The sequence below is a fragment of the Leptobacterium meishanense genome (assembly GCF_037645805.1).
In the GTDB taxonomy this organism is placed as follows: Bacteria; Bacteroidota; Bacteroidia; order Flavobacteriales; family Flavobacteriaceae; genus Leptobacterium_A; species Leptobacterium_A meishanense.
Genome location: NZ_JBBEXE010000010.1, coordinates 66,718 through 86,620, shown reverse-complemented (window position 1 = coordinate 86,620; position 19,903 = coordinate 66,718). Strand labels below are relative to the sequence as shown.

Sequence of the window (19,903 nt, the reverse complement as noted above, 5' to 3'; positions counted from 1 at the left end):
GTATTGTTTTTTAATTAATGCTGTCTTTCTTTTTTTCTCTAGCTTCTTTGGCTGCTTTTTTTCTTGCTTCGCGTTCTTCTAATAGTTTTCTCCTTCTTTCTTCATATGCTTTTTTTAATGCCTCTCTTTCTTTTATCTTCTCTTGTCTTCTCTCTTCGAGGGTTTTGGCTTTTTCTTCTCTTTTTTCCTCTGCTGCTTTTATACGTTCTTGAACTTCTGGACTGGGTTCTTTTTCTATTTCAAACTTATCTTTTTCGCTTTTTTTATTATTATTCCCCTTTCGTTCATCTATTTTTCTTGTGCGGTCAATACTTCTTAAAACCAAGTCGCTAATATCGTATTTTTTATCAGAATACAGCATTACGACATCTGCAGATTTATCAAAAATAAAATCATATCTCTTGTTGCCCGCAATTTCTTGAACTGCATTAAACACCTGATCTTGCACTGGTTGAATAAGCAGTCTTTTTTGGATCACCAAATCTCCATTAGGGCCAAATCTGTCCTGCTGATACTCCAACATCTCTTCTTCTAATATTTTTATATCTTCTTCTCTTTCTGCTATCAGTTCCTTTGTTAATAATACTTTTTCAGCATCTAAATCTTTCTTCATTTGATCTATCTCATTCTTTTTTTGCTCTACTTCTAGTTTCCACTTTTGAACTCTAGAATCGAGTTGGGTATTTGCTTCTTGATATTCTTCTACATTTTGAAGAATATATTCCATATCAATATAACCTATTCTTACTCCTCTTTGAGCAAATGTTAAATGTACTCCAAAGCTTACTACCATTAATAAAAGAATCTTGGCTTTCATATTTTATATGTTTTAAGTGTAGAAAATATCATGCCAAACATTAAAATTGTTGACCTATTATGAAATGTGTTTCCCAACCATTGGCTTGTCCTGTACCATTGATATCATCAAACCCATAGCCAAAATCAATTCCTAAAAGACCAAATGCAGGCATGAATATTCTCACTCCAATTCCTGCCGACCTTTGTAATTGAAACGGATTATATTCCCGAAAATTGTTATATGCTGCGCCTCCTTCTAAAAATGTAAGTCCATAAATAGATGCTGTAGGCTTAAGTGTTAATGGATATCGCATTTCCAATGAAAACTTATTGTAGATGGTTGATCCATCAGGGTCAGACAATGATTGATTAGGATATCCTCTCAGTGCAATAGTTTCCCTTCCATCTAGTGTGAAATTACCTAGCCCATCACCTCCCAAGAAAAAACGTTCAAAAGGAACTACCCCACGATCATTGTTATATGCTCCTAAAAATCCAAATTCTGCTTGGGTCTTTAATACCAGTTTATCAATTATCCGGGTATACCATGCACCATTAAATTTAATTTTATAGAATTCTAACCATTTAAATCGTTCCTGATCTATTTTCCCTCTATCTGGAATTGGATCTAATCCAGTTTCAGAAATGGGTCGGCCGTCTATTCCAATAATTCTCCCCTGAGCATCTTTTACTTGGAATTCTTCTTGGTTTTCTAAATCACCATAATCAATATCATTAAATAATGAATAAGGTGCTGTAACTTTTGCACTAATTGAAAACTGAGAACCTCCAAGAGGAAAGATGGGGTTTGTATAGGTATTGTTTCTGCTTAATGCTATGGTGTATGCTATGTTGTTTGAGAATCCATCTCCAAATGTAAATAACGCTGTGTTATAATTTTTTAGATTGTAATGTTGAAAACTAATTGCGTGTGATAATGTAAAGAAGTTGTCAGGAACTTCCAATCGCTTTGCCAGCCCTAAAGTAAGCCCTGTAATCAAAAATCTTCTGTCACGGTCAACATCTCTATTAAATGGGTTGAACAAAAATTGAACTGTATGTGATAATGACGCTGAGAATTGTACAGGTTTTTTACCTCCCAGCCATGGTTCTGAAAATGAAAAGCTATAGGTTTGGAATGACCTGCTAGCTTGTAAACGCAAGGATAATCTCTGTCCATCACCCATAGGCACGGGCTTGTATGCCTTTTTATTAAAGATGTCTTTTATAGCAAAATTGTTAAATGACAACCCCAAGGTCCCGATAAAACCTCCTCCTCCAAAACCTCCTTGCAATTCTACCTGGCTTGCCCCACTTTCAACCAATCCATATTCGATGTCAATAGTTCCTGCATTAGGATCTACATTCTGGATGTCCGGAGTTATTTGTTCCGGGTCAAAGAACCCTAGCTGGCCTAATTCCCTTATGGTTCTTATAATATTTTCTTTGCTGTACAATTGTCCCGGTCTAGTCCGTATCTCTCTGTAAATAACATGGTCATTGGTTCGGTCATTCCCAACAACCCGGACATTGTTGATATAAGCTGGTTTTCCCTCTATAATTCTAATCTCAAAATCGATCGTATCATTTTCTGCAGAAACTTCTACCGGGTTGATCCTTGAGAATAAATACCCATTGTTTTGATATAGGTTTGTCAAATCTTGGGCATCCGGTTTTGTGTTATCTTGAACTCGTTTTTTAAGAAGTACACCATTGTAGGTTTCTCCGTTCTTAATACCTAATACTTGCCTTAATTGCTCATCTGTATATACGGTATTGCCAACAAAATCAATAGTTCCAAAATAATATTTATTGCCCTCTTCTACTTTTATATCAATATCAATGGTGTTTCCTTTTCTATCATATTTAACTGTATCATATGTGATGCGAGCATCTCTATAGCCTCTTTCTTTATATGCATCTATAATACCCGTTAAGTCTTCTTTGTAATCATCTTCAATAAATTTTGACTTTTTCCAAAACCGCAAAGGAAATTTTTCTTTAGTGTTCTTCATTGCAGAACGCAATTTTTTCCTTTTTAACTTTTCATTTCCTTCAAACGTAATATTTCTGACTTTTACTTTATCTCCTTTATCTATATTGACCAATAATTTAACTGAATTTGTGTCAGTGGTATCCGGTGTAGAAACCATATTCACTTTTGCATTGAGATACCCTTGTTTTCTATATTTATTTATAATATAGTTTTTGGTTGTTGTCAAAAAGCTTTCTGTTAGTTTTTTGCCTTTTTTAAGCTCAGTATCATCTACGATGTCCTTTATTTTTCGTTTTTTTATTCCTGTAACTTTTGCTTCTGAAAGTGTTGGAAGCTCTTTAATGTTTAATTCTAAAAAAACTGTTTCCCCTTCAATATTGGTGATGTATAAGTTGATATCACTGAATAGTTCCAGTTTCCAAAGTTTGTTGAGTACTTTACTTATTTCTTCTCCGGGAATAGTGATGGGTTGGCCTACTCGAAGTCCTGTAAAAGTTACAACTGTTTGTTCATTGTAACTTTTTATACCTGTAACTTCGATACCTCCTAAAATATATTTCTTGCCTTTATCAAAGGTAGTCTCTTGGGCATTTGTCGAATGACTACATAAAATAAATATTCCTAATAGTAACCAAAAAACGCTTATAAAAAAAGTGTTTTTAGTTAAGCTGTTCACTTGTCTTTCCAAACCTCCGTTCTCTATTTTGATAATTTAACAGGGCCGAATATAAATCTTCTTTTTTAAAATCCGGCCATAATATGTCTGTAAAATACAATTCGGCATATGCTATTTGCCACAATAAAAAATTACTTACCCTATGTTCTCCGCTTGTCCTTATCAATAAATCAACATCGGGCAAATCATGGGTGTAAAGATGTGCATTTATAATTGATTCATCAATATTTTCTACAGAAATTATATTATTTTTAACTTTGGCACACAGACACTTAAAAACATTTTTCAATTCTTCTCTTGAACCATAGCTCAATGCAACTGTGAGTGTCATATGTGTGTTTTCTTTGGTTTTTTCAATGACTTCTATTAATTCTCTTTGTGTTTGTTTGGGAAGTGTAGATAAATTTCCAATTGTCTTGAGCCGAATATTATTATCTATCAATGTTTTCACTTCTTTTCGGAGATGGGTTACCAACAAGCGCATCAATGTTTCAACTTCCAACCTTGGCCGTTTCCAATTTTCAGTAGAAAAAGCATATAATGTTAAGTTTTTGATTCCTATTTCAGCACTTCCTTCTACTACCTCTTTTACTGCTTTAGCTCCATTTTCATGTCCAAAGACTCGCATCTTTCCTCTTTGTTTAGCCCAACGCCCATTCCCATCCATTATGATGGCTACATGTTTGGGAAGTGTTTTTTTGTTAATGAGGTCTTTCTGGCTCATGATGCCTTTTATCTTGTCTATCTATGATTATAGAAACATGCGTCTCTACCAAAACTATATGTGAGTGTTATTCCCGAAAACACATACCAGTCATCACTATTAATGTTTCCAAATCTCAAACTAGGAAGGTTCTCCGGGTTGCTACCATCCAAGTTATCTGTAAGTGCATATCTTACTCCTACTTCTGCTCCTAATATGAGATGTCGGCCTATTTTAGCCTTAACGCCCACTACCATTGGAATAGCAAATGTATTTTTGTTACCATTGTCTACTGTTTCCCCAAAGACATTAAATGATAAGGATGTATAACTGAAATATGAAATACCTCCATACACATAAGGAGTAATAGGATTTCTAAAATTATGTAAATCAAAATCCAAAAAGTTAAACTCAATTCCTGCCGATAATTCCCTCACTGTATTTTTAAACTTTAATCCTCTTTGTTGTCTAGAGCCACTATCTGAATCCAAATCATTTGCTTCAATATCTGTCATCGTGTAACTCGCTCTATACGAAAATCTACTGTTTCTGTTCCATTTATATAAAACCCCATAAGCAATATTGTTTGGGTTTATATAATTAGTAGGGCCTATATCCCCTACATAATTACTCCCTCCAATAAAAACACCCAATTCATGGTTTTGGGCGACCCCTACATTTGCTCCAATAAGAGCAATAATCATCAATATGTTTTTCCCCATAAATTTTAAGAGTTTGCAAATATACTAATTCTCGTTGCTCAATAGCAATTTAAAGCACAAACGATGTGTTTGATAAACAATTTTTAGATGATTTTATTGCCTAGTTGCGCTTATCCTCTCCCCAAAGCATCTTTTTTCTGAGAGTTTTTAAAAAGCTTTCGGAAGCAAGCTCTATCATTTTTATAGTAAACGGAGCTTTTTTGATAATCAATGTTGTTTGATTATTGGTAGTGGCAATTCTGGAATCTAATGAAATAAGATGTGTTTTCTCCCTTCCTGAAACGCTAAGTTTTATTGTAACATTATCAGGAATTACCAAAGGGCGTGCATTTAAATTGTGTGGTGCAATAGGAGTAATCACCAATCCCGAAGTATCAGGTGCTATTACGGGCCCGCCACAACTCAAAGAGTAACCGGTAGAGCCGGTAGGTGTCGCTATAATAAGCCCATCTGCCCAATAGGACGTCAAATATGCATCGTCCAAGTATGTTTCTACTGTAATCATAGAAGTTGTATTCCTTCTGCTCACTGCTATTTCATTTAATGCAAAATTAAGTTCACCTATACCATTAATTACCGTATCAGTTTGAACCTCTAACAATGTTCTTTCTACAACTTCATAGTTCCCTTCAACCATATCTTTCACTGCCCTACGGATATCCTCTTTTTGTACTGTTGCCAAAAACCCTAGCCTTCCGGTATTAATGCCCAGAATAGGAATATTAAGGTCCCTGACATACAAAATAGTTCTTAAGATAGTTCCATCACCCCCAACACTAAAAAACAGGTCGAAAGAATCATCTAAATCTTCATAAGATTCAAATGTCTTGTATGCTTCTGTGCTAATCTCTTCTTGATTTACATTTTCCCAACAATTTGATTCAACATATACTTCCATATTGTAATTCGCCAGCTCTTCCAAAAGCAGCTTTACATACTCTTCGGAACCATCATGTCGGAAATAACTATAAACTCCTACTTTCATTATATATCAAGGAATTTTTTAAGGTAATCTGATCTAGTTTTTAACTCTTCTAGGTAAAGATCATCTTCATTGCCTGAAATTATGACATAATTATAACGCCTGAATGATTGCATAATGGCATTTAGCCCTGAACCAGATATTTTTACTGTGATTTGGACAATATCATCATGGCTGTCAGAAATAAATGCCCCTAAAAGCTTTCCTTCGTTACTCTCTATAATTTGAGCAACTTCACTAAATGAATAATCTTTCATGCCTTTCTCAACAACTAAAATCCCTCCAGGCTCATTCAAAAATGGAGTTTCATTAAATAATGATACAATATCTATCAACTCATAGTATCCAATATATTCATTTTTCTCGTCCAGAACAGGCATTACATTGGTGTCATGCCGGGCAAATGCTTCCAGCACATCTAGCCAAATAGTATCTTTTTTTACAAAAAAGGCATCTAATGTGTACCTATATTCTTCTATAGTGTGCTCATCCTCAAATGCAGGGATGTCATCTTCAGAAATGTTCCCAATTAAAAAATCATTTTCAACAACGGGCATATGCGTATATGTATGTACTGCAAAAATAGCCTTCACATCTGCTACTGAGGTAGTGGGGGTTAAAGGTTGAATATCATATCGTATGTATGCGTTCGTATTGGCCATCCTAATCAATTCTTCAGCAAATTAATTAATTTCTGTGACAATAAGCAGCAGCTACTTTGTATTTTTGTCACTCATTTATACTTTGATGGAAAAATTATGCCAAAACTTAGTGTCAATATCAATAAAATAGCCACACTCCGAAACTCCAGAGGTGCTAATGTGCCCGATCTTTTGCGAGTAGCCAAGGACATTCAAGAATATGGTGCAGAAGGGATTACCATTCACCCGCGCCCTGATGAACGTCATATTCGTTATCAAGACGCAAGAGACCTTAAAAACATTGTTCATACAGAGTTTAATATTGAAGGGAACCCCATTCAAAGGTTTATTGGTCTGGTTTTAGACATAAAACCTACACAAGTAACATTAGTACCCGATGCTGAAGATGCTATTACTTCTAATGCTGGTTGGGACACTATAAAGAACAAAATCTTTTTACAAGAGGTAATCCAAGAGTTTAAAAAGAATAGCATCCGAACTTCTATTTTTGTGGATCCTGATCTTAAAATGATTGAAGGAGCACTAGAAACCGGTACAGACCGTATAGAGCTTTATACGGAAGCTTATGCAATAGCTTACGAAAAAGGAGACGCTGAAAAAGGCATCGCTCCATATAGGAAAGCAGCTGTGCTAGCTTCTGAATTAGGCCTAGGAATCAATGCGGGGCATGATTTGAATATAGATAACATTCGTTTTTTTAAAGAAAACATCCCTAACCTTCTGGAAGTGTCCATAGGGCATGCCCTCATTTCAGAGGCCTTGTATTATGGATTTGAAAATGTTGTAAATATGTACCTTCATAAACTGGCGTAATATGCAGCTATTACATTCTAATATTATAGGAGAAGGGCTTCCGCTTATTATCTTGCATGGCTTTCTAGGTATGTCCGATAACTGGAAAACACTAGGGAACAGCTATGCTGAAAATGGTTTTCAAGTGCATCTTATTGACCAGAGAAACCACGGGCGGAGTTTTCACTCTAATGAATTTTCTTATGAGGTGATGGCTGATGACCTTCTTTACTATATGCAACATTATAATATTAACACATCACATATCATCGGTCACTCCATGGGTGGAAAAACAGCAATGTTCTTTGCCACAAGTTATCCCGAGAATGTTTCTAAACTGCTTATAGCTGATATCGCCCCTAAATATTATCCTGTCCATCACCAAACTATATTAGAAGGACTAAATGCTATTGATTGTAATTCAGTAAACAATAGAAGCGAAGCAGAGGAACAGTTGGCCAAATACATTCCTGAACTTGGAGTCAGGCAATTTCTTTTAAAAAGTCTTTATCGGAAAACCCCAAGCCAATTTGCATTCAGGTTCAACCTTAAAGTACTTACCGCTACTATTAAGTCACTTGGTAAAGCCCTTTCAAGCACAGCGCATTATTCAGGCCCTACTCTTTTCTTAAAAGGTGGCAAATCTAACTATATTGCTCCAGAAGACGAAACTATCATCAAATATCATTTCCCAAAAGCGGCTATTGCCACAATTGAAAATGCGGGGCATTGGTTGCATGCTGAAAACCCGGAGCAGTTTTTCAAATTATCCTTTGACTTTTTACGTGCTTAGAATGAATATTGTATCTTTATAAAATGTAAAAACAAGCATAATGAAATTCATTTTAAAAACATTATTATCAGCTATAGCAGTTGTAGTCCTTTCTGAAGTATTGCCAGGAGTTAGTGTAGATACTTATTGGACAGCCATTATTGTAGCATTGGTGCTTAGTCTGTTAAACGTTATCGTAAAACCCATTTTAGTCATCCTTACATTGCCGGTAACCATCGTAACACTAGGATTGTTTTTACTTATCATAAATGCCATCATTATCATATTTGCTGATAAGCTTGTAGGCGGTTTTAGCGTTTCTACAATATGGTGGGCCGTAATATTCAGTTTGTTGTTGTCATTCTTTCAATCTATATTATTTTCACTTTTAAAAGAGGGTAAATAACATTAACATATCCTTTGAATTTCAGCGTATTAAAAACTTGGCTAGCTTGTAAAAATGTTCTAATTTTGCAAGCCTAATTTTTATTAGGGTTTTCCTGATTTAACTTTATATATACAATACTTATGGATATTACCAGAGAACATATCGATGACCTGAATGCAGTTGTGAAAGTTGCCATCACAAAAGATGATTATAGTGATAAGGTTGCCGAAATTTTAAATGACTACCGAAAAAAAGCCAATATTCCCGGGTTCCGTAAGGGCCATGTTCCTATGGGGTTGGTTAAAAAACAATACGGAAGAGCTGTTCTCGTAGATGAGGTAAACAAATTACTTCAGGAGTCGCTTAATAAATATCTTGTTGAGGAAAAACTAGATGTTTTGGGCAATCCACTACCAAAACCACAAGAAGGTTTTGATTGGGAAGCTGAAGAATTTTCCTTTGAATTTGACCTTGGGCTGGCTCCTATCTTTGATATCCAGCTAAAAAGCAAAAAAACAATCCCTCACTATCAGATCATCGCAGATAAAAAAATGGTCAATGATCAAGTAATCCGTATTCGAAAGCAGTATGGAAAACTTATTTCTAAAGATACTGTTGAAAAAGAAAATGAAGTAACCGGTACGTTTGTTAATGAAGAAAAAGACATCAGCCAAAAAACTACCCTGTCAACAGAAAATTTGAAAGGGAAAAAGAATGTCCAAAAATTAATAGGTGCTAAAATAGGCGATACTATTTCTTTCAATACCAAAGGATTGTTTAATGATGATCATGAACTCATAAAACATCTGGGGATTAGCCATGATGACGCACATAATCTGGCAATAGATGTTACTTTCCAGATAGAGGAAATTAATGAACGGGAATTGGCATCATTAGATCAAGAATTGTTTGATAAGCTTTTTGGAAAAGATGTGGTAACCTCTGAAGAGGAATTAAAAGCCAAAATCAAAGAAGACAGTGAAAAACAATTTGTACAGCAATCCGATCAAAAGCTCCTTAATGACATTACTGAATATCTGGTATCCAACACAAAATTTGACCTTCCTACAGAGTTTCTTAAAAAATGGATTCAGGCTACCGGAGAAGACCCATTAACTGAAGATCAAGCTGACGAAGAATATAAAAAATCTGAAAAAGGCCTTAGGTATCAACTCATTGAAGGCAAAATCATTCAAGAAAACAACCTCAACATCACTTTTGATGAGCTTAAAGACTTTGCAAAGGAATACATTAAAAAACAAATGATGCAATTCGGGCAAAGCAACCCTGATGATAAAGATGTTGACGACATTGCTGGCCGTATACTCTCCAATCAGGAAGAAGCAAAAAGGCTTTCAGAACAATTAATGAGCCAGAAACTATTAGCCCTATACAAAGAAAAAGCAAATCTGAAAACTAAGGAAATCACCTATGAAAACTTTGTAAAAGAGGTTTACGGGTAAGGTGAAAAATTAATTACTTATATTTGAAAGCATATAAAACCAATTCCTCAATCTTAAATGACACTATAATTTTTAGTGTATAAAAACATACAGACCTTTATGGATTACGGAAAAGAATTTAAAAAATATGCTACCCAACATCATGGGGTTAGCAGTATGTACTACAATAAAATTGTTAGTAGTATGACGCCTTATATTATAGAGGAACGGCAATTGAACGTAGCACAAATGGATGTTTTTTCCCGGCTAATGATGGACCGGATTATTTTTATGGGAACTGCCATAGATGATCAAATTGCAAATATTATACAGGCACAATTACTTTTCTTAGAGAGTGTAGACGCATCAAAAGACATCCAGATATACATTAATTCCCCGGGTGGAAGTGTATATGCAGGTTTGGGTATTTATGATACTATGCAATTCATCAAACCTGATGTAGCGACCATCTGTACGGGTATTGCCGCATCAATGGCTGCTGTATTACTTTGTGCAGGAGAGAAAGGAAAACGAAGCGGGCTAACACACTCCCGGGTGATGATCCACCAACCATTGGGAGGTGCACAAGGACAAGCAAGTGATATTGAGATTACCGCACGGGAAATATTAAAATTAAAAGACGAACTGTACCAAATAATCGCGAAACATTCCGGGCAAAAATTTGAAAAAGTTCATGAAGACAGTGATCGCGATTATTGGATGAAAGCCAATGAAGCCAAAGATTATGGCATGATTGATGAAATATTGGTAAAAACCTAATGATATTTTGCCCCCTATTTAAAAAATAATCCTCATGGCAAAAGAAGAATTAGAATGCTCCTTCTGTGGCAGAAAAAAACCGGAAACCAATTTATTAATTGCCGGGCTAGATGCCCATATATGTGATCGTTGTATCGAGCAAGCACATGGGATTGTCGTAGAAGAATCTAGACAGTCCAAAACAAGTGAACTTTCCAATGAATTGGTATTAAAGAAGCCCATAGAAATTAAAGCATTTTTAGATCAATTCATCATTGGACAAGAAGCCACTAAAAAAGTCTTATCTGTTGCGGTTTATAACCATTATAAGCGATTATTGCAAAAAGGGGGCGATGATACTGATATCCAAAAAAGTAATATCATTATGGTTGGTCAAACCGGTACCGGGAAAACACTTATGGCCAAAACCATTGCAAAAATGCTCAATGTGCCCTTGGCTATTGTAGATGCTACTGTACTCACTGAAGCCGGCTACGTAGGAGAGGATGTAGAAAGTATTTTGACCCGTTTGCTACAAGCCGCCGATTACAATCTTGAAAAAGCAGAAAGGGGTATCGTTTTTATTGATGAAATTGATAAAATTGCCCGTAAAAGTGACAATCCATCCATTACACGTGACGTGTCCGGAGAAGGTGTTCAACAAGCATTGTTGAAATTATTGGAAGGGACTACAGTAAATGTTCCTCCAAAAGGGGGACGTAAGCATCCTGATCAAAAATTTATAGAAGTTAATACCGAAAATGTACTCTTTATTGCCGGAGGTGCTTTTGATGGCGTTGAACGCATCATTACCCGAAGGCTTAACATGCAAGCTGTCGGGTATAGTGCTTCTAAAAGTGAAGAGCATATCGATAATGAAAACCTGCTACAATACATTATTCCCAAAGATTTAAAAGACTTTGGTTTAATTCCAGAAATTATTGGCCGGTTACCTGTACTTACCCATATGAACCCGTTAGATGCTAAGACCCTAAGAGCTATTCTAACAGAACCTAAAAATGCTATTATAAAGCAATACATCAAACTTTTTGAAATGGATGACATTGCGTTTTCCATTACTGACGGTGCTTTGGATTATATCGTAGAAAAAGCCATAGAATATAAGCTTGGAGCTCGTGGTTTACGTTCACTTTGTGAGGCTATCCTAACTGATGCGATGTTTGAGCTCCCTAGCTCAGAAGAAACCTCATTGGTAGTAGACAAAACATATGCTAAAGAAAAACTATCAAGAGATACCATTAAAAAACTAAAGGCAGTTTCGTAAAAAAACACATTGATATTGAAACCTCATAGGCTTTAAAAAAAACCTATGAGGTTTATTATTTTTATTGATTTAATGTTAATAGCTCCTCTAAATAAGTCCTGTCATTAGATAATCGAGGCACTTTATGTTGCCCTCCCAATTTATTTTTTGATTTTAACCAATCGTGGAAAAGATTTTTACGGGCTACATTAAATACAGGTTTTTTAAGTGTCATATTCTTGTATCGCTTTGCCTCATAATCAGAATTTAACGACTTTAATGTTTCATCTAATATACTTTCAAATTGATTTAAATCTTTTGGCGATGTTCTAAATTCAACCAACCACTCATGTGCCCCTTTCTCTTTTCCTTTCATAAAAACTGGCGCTACCGTATAATCCACAATTTCACTTTTTGTAACCTCACAAACTTTTTTAAGTGCTTCTTCGGTATTTTCAATGACCAACTCTTCTCCAAAAACATTGATATGGTGCTTGGTTCTTCCCGTTACCTTTATCCGGTATGGGCTTATTGAAGTGAAACGCACCGTATCGCCAATATTGTAACGCCATAAGCCTGAGTTAGTGGTAATAATAATTGCGTAATTTTTTCCCGTTTCTACCTCCCATAATGGCACTACCAATTCATTTGTAGTTCCATAGGTGTCCATCGGAATAAACTCATAAAAAATACCATAATCCAACATCAATAACAATTCATCAGAATCATTTCGGTCCTGAATTGCAAAAAAGCCTTCAGAGGCATTATAAATCTCATAATATTTAAACTGATCCCCTGGAAGGAGCTTCTTATACTGTTCCTTATATGGCCCAAAATTCACGCCACCGTGAAAATACACTTCTAGGTTTTTCCATACATCAAAAAGATGCTCTTTTCCAGTTCTTTCTATCACCCTGTTAAGTAGCACCAGCATCCAAGAAGGGACACCTGCCATACTCGTGACATTTTCATGGATGGATTCATTGATGATGGCTTCCAATTTGGTTTCCCATTCACTCATTAAAGATACTTTGTTGCTAGGGGTACTACTAAATTCAGCCCAAAAAGGCATATTATCTATTAAAATGGCTGATAAATCACCAAAATAGGTGCCATTGTCTTCATATAACTCTTTACTCCCCCCTAACCGAAGGCCTTTGCCTGTAAACAATTGCGAGTTTTCATTATTGTTTAAATACAGACATAAAAGATCTTTCGCAGATTTGTAATGACAGTCTTCCAAAGCTTCTCCACTCACTGGAATAAACTTACTTTTTGCATTAGTAGTCCCACTACTTTTTGCAAACCACTTTACAGGTGTGTGCCAAAAAATGTTTTGTTCGCCTTTCCGGGTGCGTTCAATCATGGGTTCTATAGCTTCATAATGGTTTATAGGTACATTTGAAGCGAATGCTTCATAATTTTTCATTCCCTCAAATCCATGCATCTTGCCAAATTCTGTATGCTGTGAAAGTGTTAAGAGCTGATTTAATACTTCGGTTTGTACTTCCGCAGGGTATTTTAAAAAAAGTTCTATTTGGTGGATACGTTTTTTTAGTAGCCAAGAGGCAATAGAATTAAACAGCGGTATTGGCATTTTATACTATCTTTAAAGTTTAAAAGTACTAAATCTTTTAGCATGTTCGAAGGTGTGTTAACAAAAATGAAAACGGAACAAGGAACCCCTATTCAATATTACTTGGATATGGAAAATGATTTTATCAATCTAAATCAGTTGCTTGATAGGGAAGTAACCATTTCTTTTGTAAAACACGAATGCCTTAATTGCCATTTAGACCTGCCTATCTATCGGCAGGGGTTTTGCAAAAGCTGTTTTTTTGAAACGCCTCGCACAGGTGACTGGGTAATGCGCCCTGAATTGAGCAAAGCCCATTTAGGGCAAGAAGACCGCAATTTGGAATTTGAAAAAGAAATGCAGTTACAACCACATGTTGTCTATCTAGCTGTATCGAGTGATCTGAAAGTAGGTGTTACCCGAAAAGTGCAGGTGCCTACACGATGGATTGACCAAGGTGCACATACCGCCATTGAAGTAGTGGAGGTTCCGAATCGATATCTGGCCGGTATTACGGAAGTTGCCTTAAAAGCACACATGAGCGATAAAACAAATTGGCGAAAAATGTTAACCAATGATATCACCTCTATTGACTTAATTGCTGAAAAAGACCGGCTAGATGATTTTCTTCCCGAAGAGGTGAAGCCGTATTATCTTGAAAATAACCAAAAAGTATACGAACTCAACTACCCTGTATTAGAATATCCTAAAAAAGTAAAAAGTTTAAACCTAGATAAAACACCTCAATATACCGGTATTTTAAAGGGCATCAAAGGGCAATATCTCATTTTTGAAGAGGGCATTGTTTTTAATGTACGGGGTAGCGAAGGGTATGTGGTTAAAATTGCTGTTGGGTAGACAGTCTTATGTCTATAGGGTTGGTATATTATTTTTGTATGTTTTACTAATGGGAATCCGTTTACTTCCTATTGTTACACTGTCATTTTCAATAACATTAATCTGCTTGGTATTGACAATGTATGATTTATGGGTTCTAACGAAATAAGAAGGCAATGTATTAATAGCTTCATCCATTTTCATAAGAGACAATATTTTTCTATTCTCCATTATAAAGCTTAAATAATTCCCTGCCCCTTCAATATATTTTATTTCAGAAGTTTTTATTCGATATATCTTCGAGCCACTTTTAATCGAAATAAAATCGTTTTCTGTTACCTTATTATCTTCAGTAATTACATCATTACTTATATTTAGCACTTTTAGTCCTTTTTGAACAGCTTTTAAAAATCTGTCAAAAGCTATTGGTTTAAGTAAATAATCTACCACATCAAAATCATAACTTTGAAGAGCGTACTCCGAATATGCTGTAGTAAGTATTGTAGGTATTTTTGTGTCTAATGCCTTTAAGAATTGTATCCCAGATAAATCTGGCATATTAATATCCAAAAAAATAAGGTCTACTCTATTTTGTTGAACATAAGCGAGTGCTTCTATAGCATTCGTAAATGTATGGCATGATTTAATATATGGGATTTTTTCTATATAATCTTTTATAATCTCAAGTGCCATCGGCTCATCATCAATAGCAATACATCTCATACCTGTTTATTGAATAATTTCTGAATCTAATTCTAACCTTAAATTTACGAAATATCGTTTGTTTTGTTCTTTTATTTCGAGATTGTATTTATCGGGATAGATCAACTCTAGTCTTCTTTTTACATTTTTTAAGCCTATCCCACTATCCTCATGGTTGTTAACATTATTATAGTTTACAGAGTTTTCTACAGTAAAAATTAACGTCTCATTTTCTATATTCAATGCTATCTTTATCTCTATTTTACTTGTTGAACTAATGCTATATTTAAAAGCATTTTCAACAAACGGGATAAGGAGCAATGGAGCAATGGTATATTTATTGACGTTGCCAGATTCATTAAATTCAATGGTATTGTACTGGTTATTTGATAACCTTAATTTTTGTAATTCTATAAAATCTTTTAAATACTTAATTTCGCGATCCAACGAAACTTTTTCAACATCATTTTCATATAGCATATATCGCATCAAGTGTGCAAGCTTATTAATAGAATCAGCCAATAGTGGGTTTTCATACTTTCTGGCTATCGCAAAAATATTATTGAGCGTATTAAATAAAAAGTGAGGGTTTATTTGTGATTTTAAAAATTTCAACTCAGATACTAGCTTTTCTTTTTCCAGTTTTTGACGTTGCTTTTCTATTTTATACCAATTTACAGAAAAGTAATATCCTAGTGCTAATGAAAATATCCCAATATGGAAAACAATACTATTAGTTAAAAATCGAGATGAATTTTTAAAAAGATCTTGTTCTATATACTTTCCAGAAAAAAATTGTTCAAAAAAGAGCCCTGCCATTAATGTAATAGAGAAAAGAACTATTGCCGAGATAACAAAATGATGATATCTTTTACTTGGAATAAATTTAGGTATAAGTATATACAGCGTTCCATAAACCATGATCATTTTAAGTAAAACATCTACTAATATAATGTAGATATAGTTTGGCTCATGGATAGTCTCTAGTGCAATTTCCTTTCCCTTAACAGGGTGCATTTTCATGGTATAAAACTTCGCAGTAGCCAGTATGTTATATGTGCCCCAAAAAGTAATTGCCCAAAAAAGAGCATGGAGGAAAAAAAAATAATTTTTTTTATCTATCTTCATTTAACTTCAAAAATACAGCATATAATAGCGCTAAATAAAACATATTGAGAATTTTGTTCAAAAAGACTTGTTTTATATGTGAAGTACTTGGCACATAAATAATTGCACTTTGCATAAATATTCCCATATTTCATCAGTTCAAACTTAGTAAAGTTATTATCTATATTATTACTGCTATACATTTACAAAAAATTAATTGTACTAAGCAATGAAGAAACTCATATTACTTATACTATTTATTGGTTTTAGTGTTAGTTTTTTTACGACTAATTCATATGGTCAAGAAATTAATAAAAAAGAAATAAAGGTGACTATAGACTCTATTTCTAAACAATTAATAGAGGGATATATATATGAAGATAAAGGAAAAGAGATAGCAACCTCTCTAAAAAAGCTATACAAAAAAGGAATTTTTGATACTGTTCAAAGCAAAAAATCATTTTCTAAAGCACTTACTAAAACATTATTTGATCTAAGCAATGACAGGCATTTATATGTACGGTTTACAGAAGGAGAAGCGCCTGGAGCTAATAGAAGAAGGGTTGTGAGAATGGTTCCTGGCGGAACTACACCTGAAGGGCAAACACCAAATGCAGAAAGAAGGGTTGTTAGAAGAACACCTCAACAAAGAGGTGTGCCAAATGTAAATAATTATGGTTTTGACCATGTAGAGATTTTACCTAATAATATTGGTTATTTAAAGTTTTCCATGTTTTCATCCGAACCGGAAGCAATCAAAAAAGCAGATGCTGCTATGGCTTTTTTATCAGATGTAGATGCTTTAATTATTGATTTAAGAGGAAACTTTGGCGGCTCTCCGGAAATGGTTCTTCATTTATCATCATATCTCTTTAATGCTCCTACTCATCTTTCTACTTCCTATCGAAGAGGTTGGGATGCCCCACAAGAAAGGTGGACATTAGAAAATATTTCAGGAAAAACATTGGTTGATATTCCTGTTTATATTCTCACTAGTAAGCGTACTTTTTCAGCTGCAGAGTCATTCACATTTGGCCTAAACAATAACAATCGTGTGACCATTGTAGGTGAAAACACTGGTGGCGGTGGACATTTTGGAGGCATGGTCCCTGTAGGTGAAAGTCTTCAAATGTTTTTACCTCAAGGAAGAGTATGGAATCCCTCCACAGGGAAAGGGTTTCAATCTACTGGAATAGAACCTCATCATAAAGTGCCCGCTGAGGAAGCCTTAGAAAAAGCACTTGATTTGATTAATAATAATTAACATTTAATAAAAAATCATGAAAACTAATTTTATAACAATCATTGCCTTGGCCATTTCAATTCTGAGCATAAATGCTCAGAAGGTTAACCAGAAAGCTTTAATTAGCGACTTTGAAGCTGTTTTGAAGAATATGGATTTTTCCGGAAGCGTTATTGTTGCTAAAGATGGAAAACACATTTTTGAAAAAACTTACGGATTGTCAAGTAAGGAAAAAAAGACCCCAAATACCATTGAAACAAAGTATAATTATGCTTCTATGGGAAAAATGTTTACAGGTATGGCCATTATGCAGTTAGTAGAAAAAGGAAAATTAAAATTAAGTGACAAACTAATTGATATCATTCCTGATTATCCAAATAAAGATGCTGCCAGTAGAATAACCGTAGAACATTTATTAACACATACCTCAGGGATTACTTCTTTACCAAGAATGTCTGCCTCCAAATATTTAGTTGAGCTAAAAGATTATCTCCCTCAATTTGTAAATGAGCCTTTAGCATTTACACCTGGAGAACGGATGTCTTACAGCAATGCCGGCTATGTTGTTTTAGGTTTGATTATTGAAGAAGTGACTGGGATATCTTATTTTGATTATATCCAAAAAAACATCTTTGATCCTGCTAAAATGGAAAATACCGGATTTAAGCTTAATGACAAAAACTTAAAGAATATGGCCTCTCATTATTCTAATTGGATGAATCAAGGAAATGGTGAACCAGAACTAGTAGAATATGACCATGATGGAAATTCAGGTGGTGGCGGATATTCTACTGTGATTGATTGGATAAAATTTTCTAATTGCTTAAAAAATTATGAGCTACTTAGCAAAAAGAATACTGAAGAAATGATAAAGGGAAGGGTTGATGGTAGAAGTAGAGGAATGTACGGATACGGATTTTATGCAAACAACATCTTTGGCATTCAAACAACCGGTCATGGCGGAGGTGGCGGAGGCGCCAATGGGGAGCTACAGATATATTGGAATGAAGGATATGCAATTGCAATATTATCTAATAGAGACCCTCATGGTGCAACTTTCATCAAAGATGCTTTTACAGGACTACTATTAAAGCATATGGGATTACTGCCTGAGCCTACTATGGGCGGAAAAACAACATTTCAGTTAAAGGGTCATGAAAATGCCCATGTGGTAACCGTACATGGCGCATTTACTAATGGGAACATGTTTAAGTATCCATTAAAAAAAGAAAAGGGTAAATGGGTCACTAAAATTGACCTTCCTACCGGTAAGCACTATTATCGTTTTATTGTAGATGGTGTATCGTACCATGATCCTGACAACCCGAACAAGCGTCGTGTCCCAGGAGGTATTTTTCAATCAGAAATAGAAATTAAATAATGTTATACAATAATTTTAAAATCAAGTAATCATGAAAAAACAATTGAAAAAATTAGTTCTTATATTGGTAGCCGCACCAATGTTCACAATGACCGCACAGACTAAACCTTCTGATGCAAAAGCGGCTATCGAAGCTGTATTAGTAGAATCATATGTAGAAGGGGTTTTTAGAAAATTTAATGAAAAGGCCATCAGAGATGGTTTTCATAAAGACTTTCAATTTCACGCACCTATGATGAGTCCTCAAGGGAGAACACTTAAAAAATTTGATCTTGATACTTGGGTTAATATGCTAAAGAATATGAAATTTGAAAACATTGAATACAAGTTATTAGATGTTAATGTAACAGATGATGCTGCTGTAACAGTTAATGAAATTTATCAAGACGGCAAAAAATTATATACGGACTATATGGTATGGCAAAATCTTGATGGAAAATGGAAAATAATGGGTAAAGTTTTTGCCTACCATCAAAAAAGAATGCGCCGCCCACAATAATATTCTTTGTTGAATATAGTATCTGAAAAAAGAATAGACTTCAATTTAATGAAGTCTATTCTTGTCTTTTTATATATTCTGCGATTTTTGATATCTTAGATAAGTAGTTATCTTTTTCAAAGCTTTTTTTCATGATTACTCTTATAAAAACAGATTCTAAAAATCAGGATTTTACCCATCTTGTAAAACATCTAAACGCTGATCTTGCCATCAGGGATGGGGATGAGCATGCTTTTTATGATCAGTTTAATAAAATTGATAGCATAAAACATGTAATTATAGCATATGAGCACGATAAGCCAGTAGGATGTGGTGCTTTTAAAAAATATGATACTAGAATTGTAGAAATAAAACGCATGTATGTGCCCCCTAAAAATAGAGGCAAAGGGGTTGCTTCTAAAATACTAACTAAACTAGAGCATTGGGCAATTGAATTGGGTTATAAAAAATGTATTTTGGAAACTGGAAAAAGGCAGCCGGAAGCTATCGCTTTGTATAAAAAGTTAGGTTATAAAATAATTCCAAACTACCCTCCATACACCCATGCCGAAAATAGTTTTTGTTTTGAAAAACATTTAATTAGTTAATAACTGCCTTAATTA

Annotated in this window: 20 protein-coding genes; 11 read left to right on the top strand and 9 right to left on the bottom strand. The window is 34.7% G+C overall.

The window, feature by feature from the left end; genetic code table 11:
* Positions 1–10: 10 nt before the first annotated feature.
* From WBG21_RS10885 to WBG21_RS10860, 6 genes are all read right to left on the bottom strand, one after another.
* Positions 11–817: an OmpH family outer membrane protein gene (locus WBG21_RS10885; RefSeq protein ID WP_340077815.1), complete on the bottom strand. Its 807-nt coding sequence runs from the start codon at positions 815–817 to the stop codon at positions 11–13.
* Positions 818–857: 40 nt separating this feature from the next.
* A complete protein-coding gene (gene bamA, locus WBG21_RS10880) occupies positions 858–3,482 on the bottom strand; it encodes an outer membrane protein assembly factor BamA (RefSeq protein WP_340077813.1) in 2,625 nt (874 codons plus the stop codon).
* Positions 3,454–4,194, bottom strand: coding sequence for an isoprenyl transferase (locus tag WBG21_RS10875; protein ID WP_340077811.1), 741 nt, complete (start codon positions 4,192–4,194; stop codon positions 3,454–3,456). Before WBG21_RS10875 ends, bamA begins: the two co-directional genes overlap by 29 nt.
* Before the next feature lie 17 nt (positions 4,195–4,211).
* The gene (gene porG, locus WBG21_RS10870) at positions 4,212–4,895 is read right to left on the bottom strand and encodes a type IX secretion system protein PorG (protein WP_340077809.1); all 684 of its coding nucleotides are present in this window, start codon (positions 4,893–4,895) and stop codon (positions 4,212–4,214) included.
* A gap of 100 nt (positions 4,896–4,995) precedes the next feature.
* Complete coding sequence (locus tag WBG21_RS10865; RefSeq protein WP_340077807.1) at positions 4,996–5,880, bottom strand: NAD kinase; 885 nt, start codon at positions 5,878–5,880, stop codon at positions 4,996–4,998.
* Positions 5,880–6,539, bottom strand: coding sequence for a CBS domain-containing protein (locus WBG21_RS10860; RefSeq protein WP_340077805.1), 660 nt, complete (start codon positions 6,537–6,539; stop codon positions 5,880–5,882). The genes WBG21_RS10865 and WBG21_RS10860 overlap by 1 nt, the downstream gene beginning before the upstream one ends.
* A 96-nt stretch (positions 6,540–6,635) precedes the next feature.
* Here WBG21_RS10860 and WBG21_RS10855 point away from each other — a divergent pair, with 96 nt between their 5' ends.
* The 6 genes from WBG21_RS10855 to clpX all read left to right on the top strand — a co-directional run bounded on the left by WBG21_RS10855 (position 6,636) and on the right by clpX (position 11,977).
* Positions 6,636–7,352 (top strand): pyridoxine 5'-phosphate synthase, encoded by a 717-nt coding sequence (locus WBG21_RS10855; RefSeq protein WP_340077803.1) that lies wholly within the window; start codon positions 6,636–6,638, stop codon positions 7,350–7,352.
* Between the two features lies 1 nt (position 7,353).
* Entirely contained in the window at positions 7,354–8,124 is a 771-nt protein-coding gene (locus tag WBG21_RS10850) for an alpha/beta fold hydrolase (RefSeq protein ID WP_340077801.1), read from the top strand.
* Positions 8,125–8,164: 40 nt separating this feature from the next.
* Positions 8,165–8,509 carry a phage holin family protein gene (locus WBG21_RS10845; RefSeq protein WP_340077799.1) on the top strand — a complete coding sequence of 115 codons (345 nt, stop codon included), beginning with the start codon at positions 8,165–8,167 and terminating at the stop codon, positions 8,507–8,509.
* A 122-nt stretch (positions 8,510–8,631) separates the two neighbouring features.
* Entirely contained in the window at positions 8,632–9,954 is a 1,323-nt protein-coding gene (gene tig, locus WBG21_RS10840) for a trigger factor (protein WP_340077797.1), read from the top strand.
* A gap of 99 nt (positions 9,955–10,053) precedes the next feature.
* Positions 10,054–10,713: an ATP-dependent Clp endopeptidase proteolytic subunit ClpP gene (clpP, locus tag WBG21_RS10835; protein ID WP_340077795.1), complete on the top strand. Its 660-nt coding sequence runs from the start codon at positions 10,054–10,056 to the stop codon at positions 10,711–10,713.
* Positions 10,714–10,747: 34 nt separating this feature from the next.
* Positions 10,748–11,977, top strand: a complete 1,230-nt coding sequence (gene clpX, locus WBG21_RS10830) for an ATP-dependent Clp protease ATP-binding subunit ClpX (RefSeq protein WP_340077793.1) — start codon at positions 10,748–10,750, stop codon at positions 11,975–11,977.
* Between the two features lie 61 nt (positions 11,978–12,038).
* On the opposite strand, the gene WBG21_RS10825 is transcribed toward clpX, so the two are convergent.
* Positions 12,039–13,553 carry a GH3 auxin-responsive promoter family protein gene (locus tag WBG21_RS10825; protein WP_340077791.1) on the bottom strand — a complete coding sequence of 505 codons (1,515 nt, stop codon included), beginning with the start codon at positions 13,551–13,553 and terminating at the stop codon, positions 12,039–12,041.
* Positions 13,554–13,595: 42 nt separating this feature from the next.
* Here WBG21_RS10825 and WBG21_RS10820 point away from each other — a divergent pair, with 42 nt between their 5' ends.
* Positions 13,596–14,390, top strand: a complete 795-nt coding sequence (locus WBG21_RS10820) for a DUF2797 domain-containing protein (protein WP_340077789.1) — start codon at positions 13,596–13,598, stop codon at positions 14,388–14,390.
* Positions 14,391–14,402: 12 nt separating this feature from the next.
* On the opposite strand, the gene WBG21_RS10815 is transcribed toward WBG21_RS10820, so the two are convergent.
* A complete protein-coding gene (locus WBG21_RS10815) occupies positions 14,403–15,092 on the bottom strand; it encodes a LytR/AlgR family response regulator transcription factor (protein WP_340077787.1) in 690 nt (229 codons plus the stop codon).
* A gap of 6 nt (positions 15,093–15,098) precedes the next feature.
* Positions 15,099–16,199: a sensor histidine kinase gene (locus WBG21_RS10810; protein ID WP_340077785.1), complete on the bottom strand. Its 1,101-nt coding sequence runs from the start codon at positions 16,197–16,199 to the stop codon at positions 15,099–15,101.
* Between the two features lie 208 nt (positions 16,200–16,407).
* Between WBG21_RS10810 and WBG21_RS10805 the strand changes: the two genes are divergently transcribed.
* The 4 genes from WBG21_RS10805 (at position 16,408) to WBG21_RS10790 (ending at position 19,888) form a co-directional block, all read left to right on the top strand.
* A complete protein-coding gene (locus tag WBG21_RS10805) occupies positions 16,408–17,442 on the top strand; it encodes a S41 family peptidase (RefSeq protein WP_340077783.1) in 1,035 nt (344 codons plus the stop codon).
* 16 nt (positions 17,443–17,458) lie between these two features.
* Positions 17,459–18,802: a serine hydrolase gene (locus WBG21_RS10800; RefSeq protein ID WP_340077781.1), complete on the top strand. Its 1,344-nt coding sequence runs from the start codon at positions 17,459–17,461 to the stop codon at positions 18,800–18,802.
* A 31-nt stretch (positions 18,803–18,833) separates the two neighbouring features.
* Positions 18,834–19,301, top strand: coding sequence for a nuclear transport factor 2 family protein (locus tag WBG21_RS10795; protein ID WP_340077779.1), 468 nt, complete (start codon positions 18,834–18,836; stop codon positions 19,299–19,301).
* Between the two features lie 131 nt (positions 19,302–19,432).
* The gene (locus WBG21_RS10790) at positions 19,433–19,888 is read left to right on the top strand and encodes a GNAT family N-acetyltransferase (protein WP_340077777.1); all 456 of its coding nucleotides are present in this window, start codon (positions 19,433–19,435) and stop codon (positions 19,886–19,888) included.
* Positions 19,889–19,903 lie beyond the last annotated feature (15 nt).

Coding starts and splice junctions, on each gene's coding strand:
- WBG21_RS10820 (WP_340077789.1), top strand. CDS start 13,596: ATGTTCGAAGGTGTGTTAACAAAAATGAAAACGGAACAAGGAACCCCT.
- tig (WP_340077797.1), top strand. CDS start 8,632: ATGGATATTACCAGAGAACATATCGATGACCTGAATGCAGTTGTGAAA.
- WBG21_RS10860 (WP_340077805.1), bottom strand. CDS start 6,539: ATGGCCAATACGAACGCATACATACGATATGATATTCAACCTTTAACC.
- WBG21_RS10875 (WP_340077811.1), bottom strand. CDS start 4,194: ATGAGCCAGAAAGACCTCATTAACAAAAAAACACTTCCCAAACATGTA.
- clpP (WP_340077795.1), top strand. CDS start 10,054: ATGGATTACGGAAAAGAATTTAAAAAATATGCTACCCAACATCATGGG.
- WBG21_RS10825 (WP_340077791.1), bottom strand. CDS start 13,553: ATGCCAATACCGCTGTTTAATTCTATTGCCTCTTGGCTACTAAAAAAA.
- WBG21_RS10810 (WP_340077785.1), bottom strand. CDS start 16,199: ATGAAGATAGATAAAAAAAATTATTTTTTTTTCCTCCATGCTCTTTTT.
- WBG21_RS10790 (WP_340077777.1), top strand. CDS start 19,433: ATGATTACTCTTATAAAAACAGATTCTAAAAATCAGGATTTTACCCAT.
- WBG21_RS10865 (WP_340077807.1), bottom strand. CDS start 5,880: ATGAAAGTAGGAGTTTATAGTTATTTCCGACATGATGGTTCCGAAGAG.
- WBG21_RS10815 (WP_340077787.1), bottom strand. CDS start 15,092: ATGAGATGTATTGCTATTGATGATGAGCCGATGGCACTTGAGATTATA.
- clpX (WP_340077793.1), top strand. CDS start 10,748: ATGGCAAAAGAAGAATTAGAATGCTCCTTCTGTGGCAGAAAAAAACCG.
- WBG21_RS10795 (WP_340077779.1), top strand. CDS start 18,834: ATGAAAAAACAATTGAAAAAATTAGTTCTTATATTGGTAGCCGCACCA.
- WBG21_RS10845 (WP_340077799.1), top strand. CDS start 8,165: ATGAAATTCATTTTAAAAACATTATTATCAGCTATAGCAGTTGTAGTC.
- WBG21_RS10850 (WP_340077801.1), top strand. CDS start 7,354: ATGCAGCTATTACATTCTAATATTATAGGAGAAGGGCTTCCGCTTATT.
- WBG21_RS10885 (WP_340077815.1), bottom strand. CDS start 817: ATGAAAGCCAAGATTCTTTTATTAATGGTAGTAAGCTTTGGAGTACAT.
- WBG21_RS10805 (WP_340077783.1), top strand. CDS start 16,408: ATGAAGAAACTCATATTACTTATACTATTTATTGGTTTTAGTGTTAGT.
- WBG21_RS10800 (WP_340077781.1), top strand. CDS start 17,459: ATGAAAACTAATTTTATAACAATCATTGCCTTGGCCATTTCAATTCTG.
- porG (WP_340077809.1), bottom strand. CDS start 4,895: ATGGGGAAAAACATATTGATGATTATTGCTCTTATTGGAGCAAATGTA.
- WBG21_RS10855 (WP_340077803.1), top strand. CDS start 6,636: ATGCCAAAACTTAGTGTCAATATCAATAAAATAGCCACACTCCGAAAC.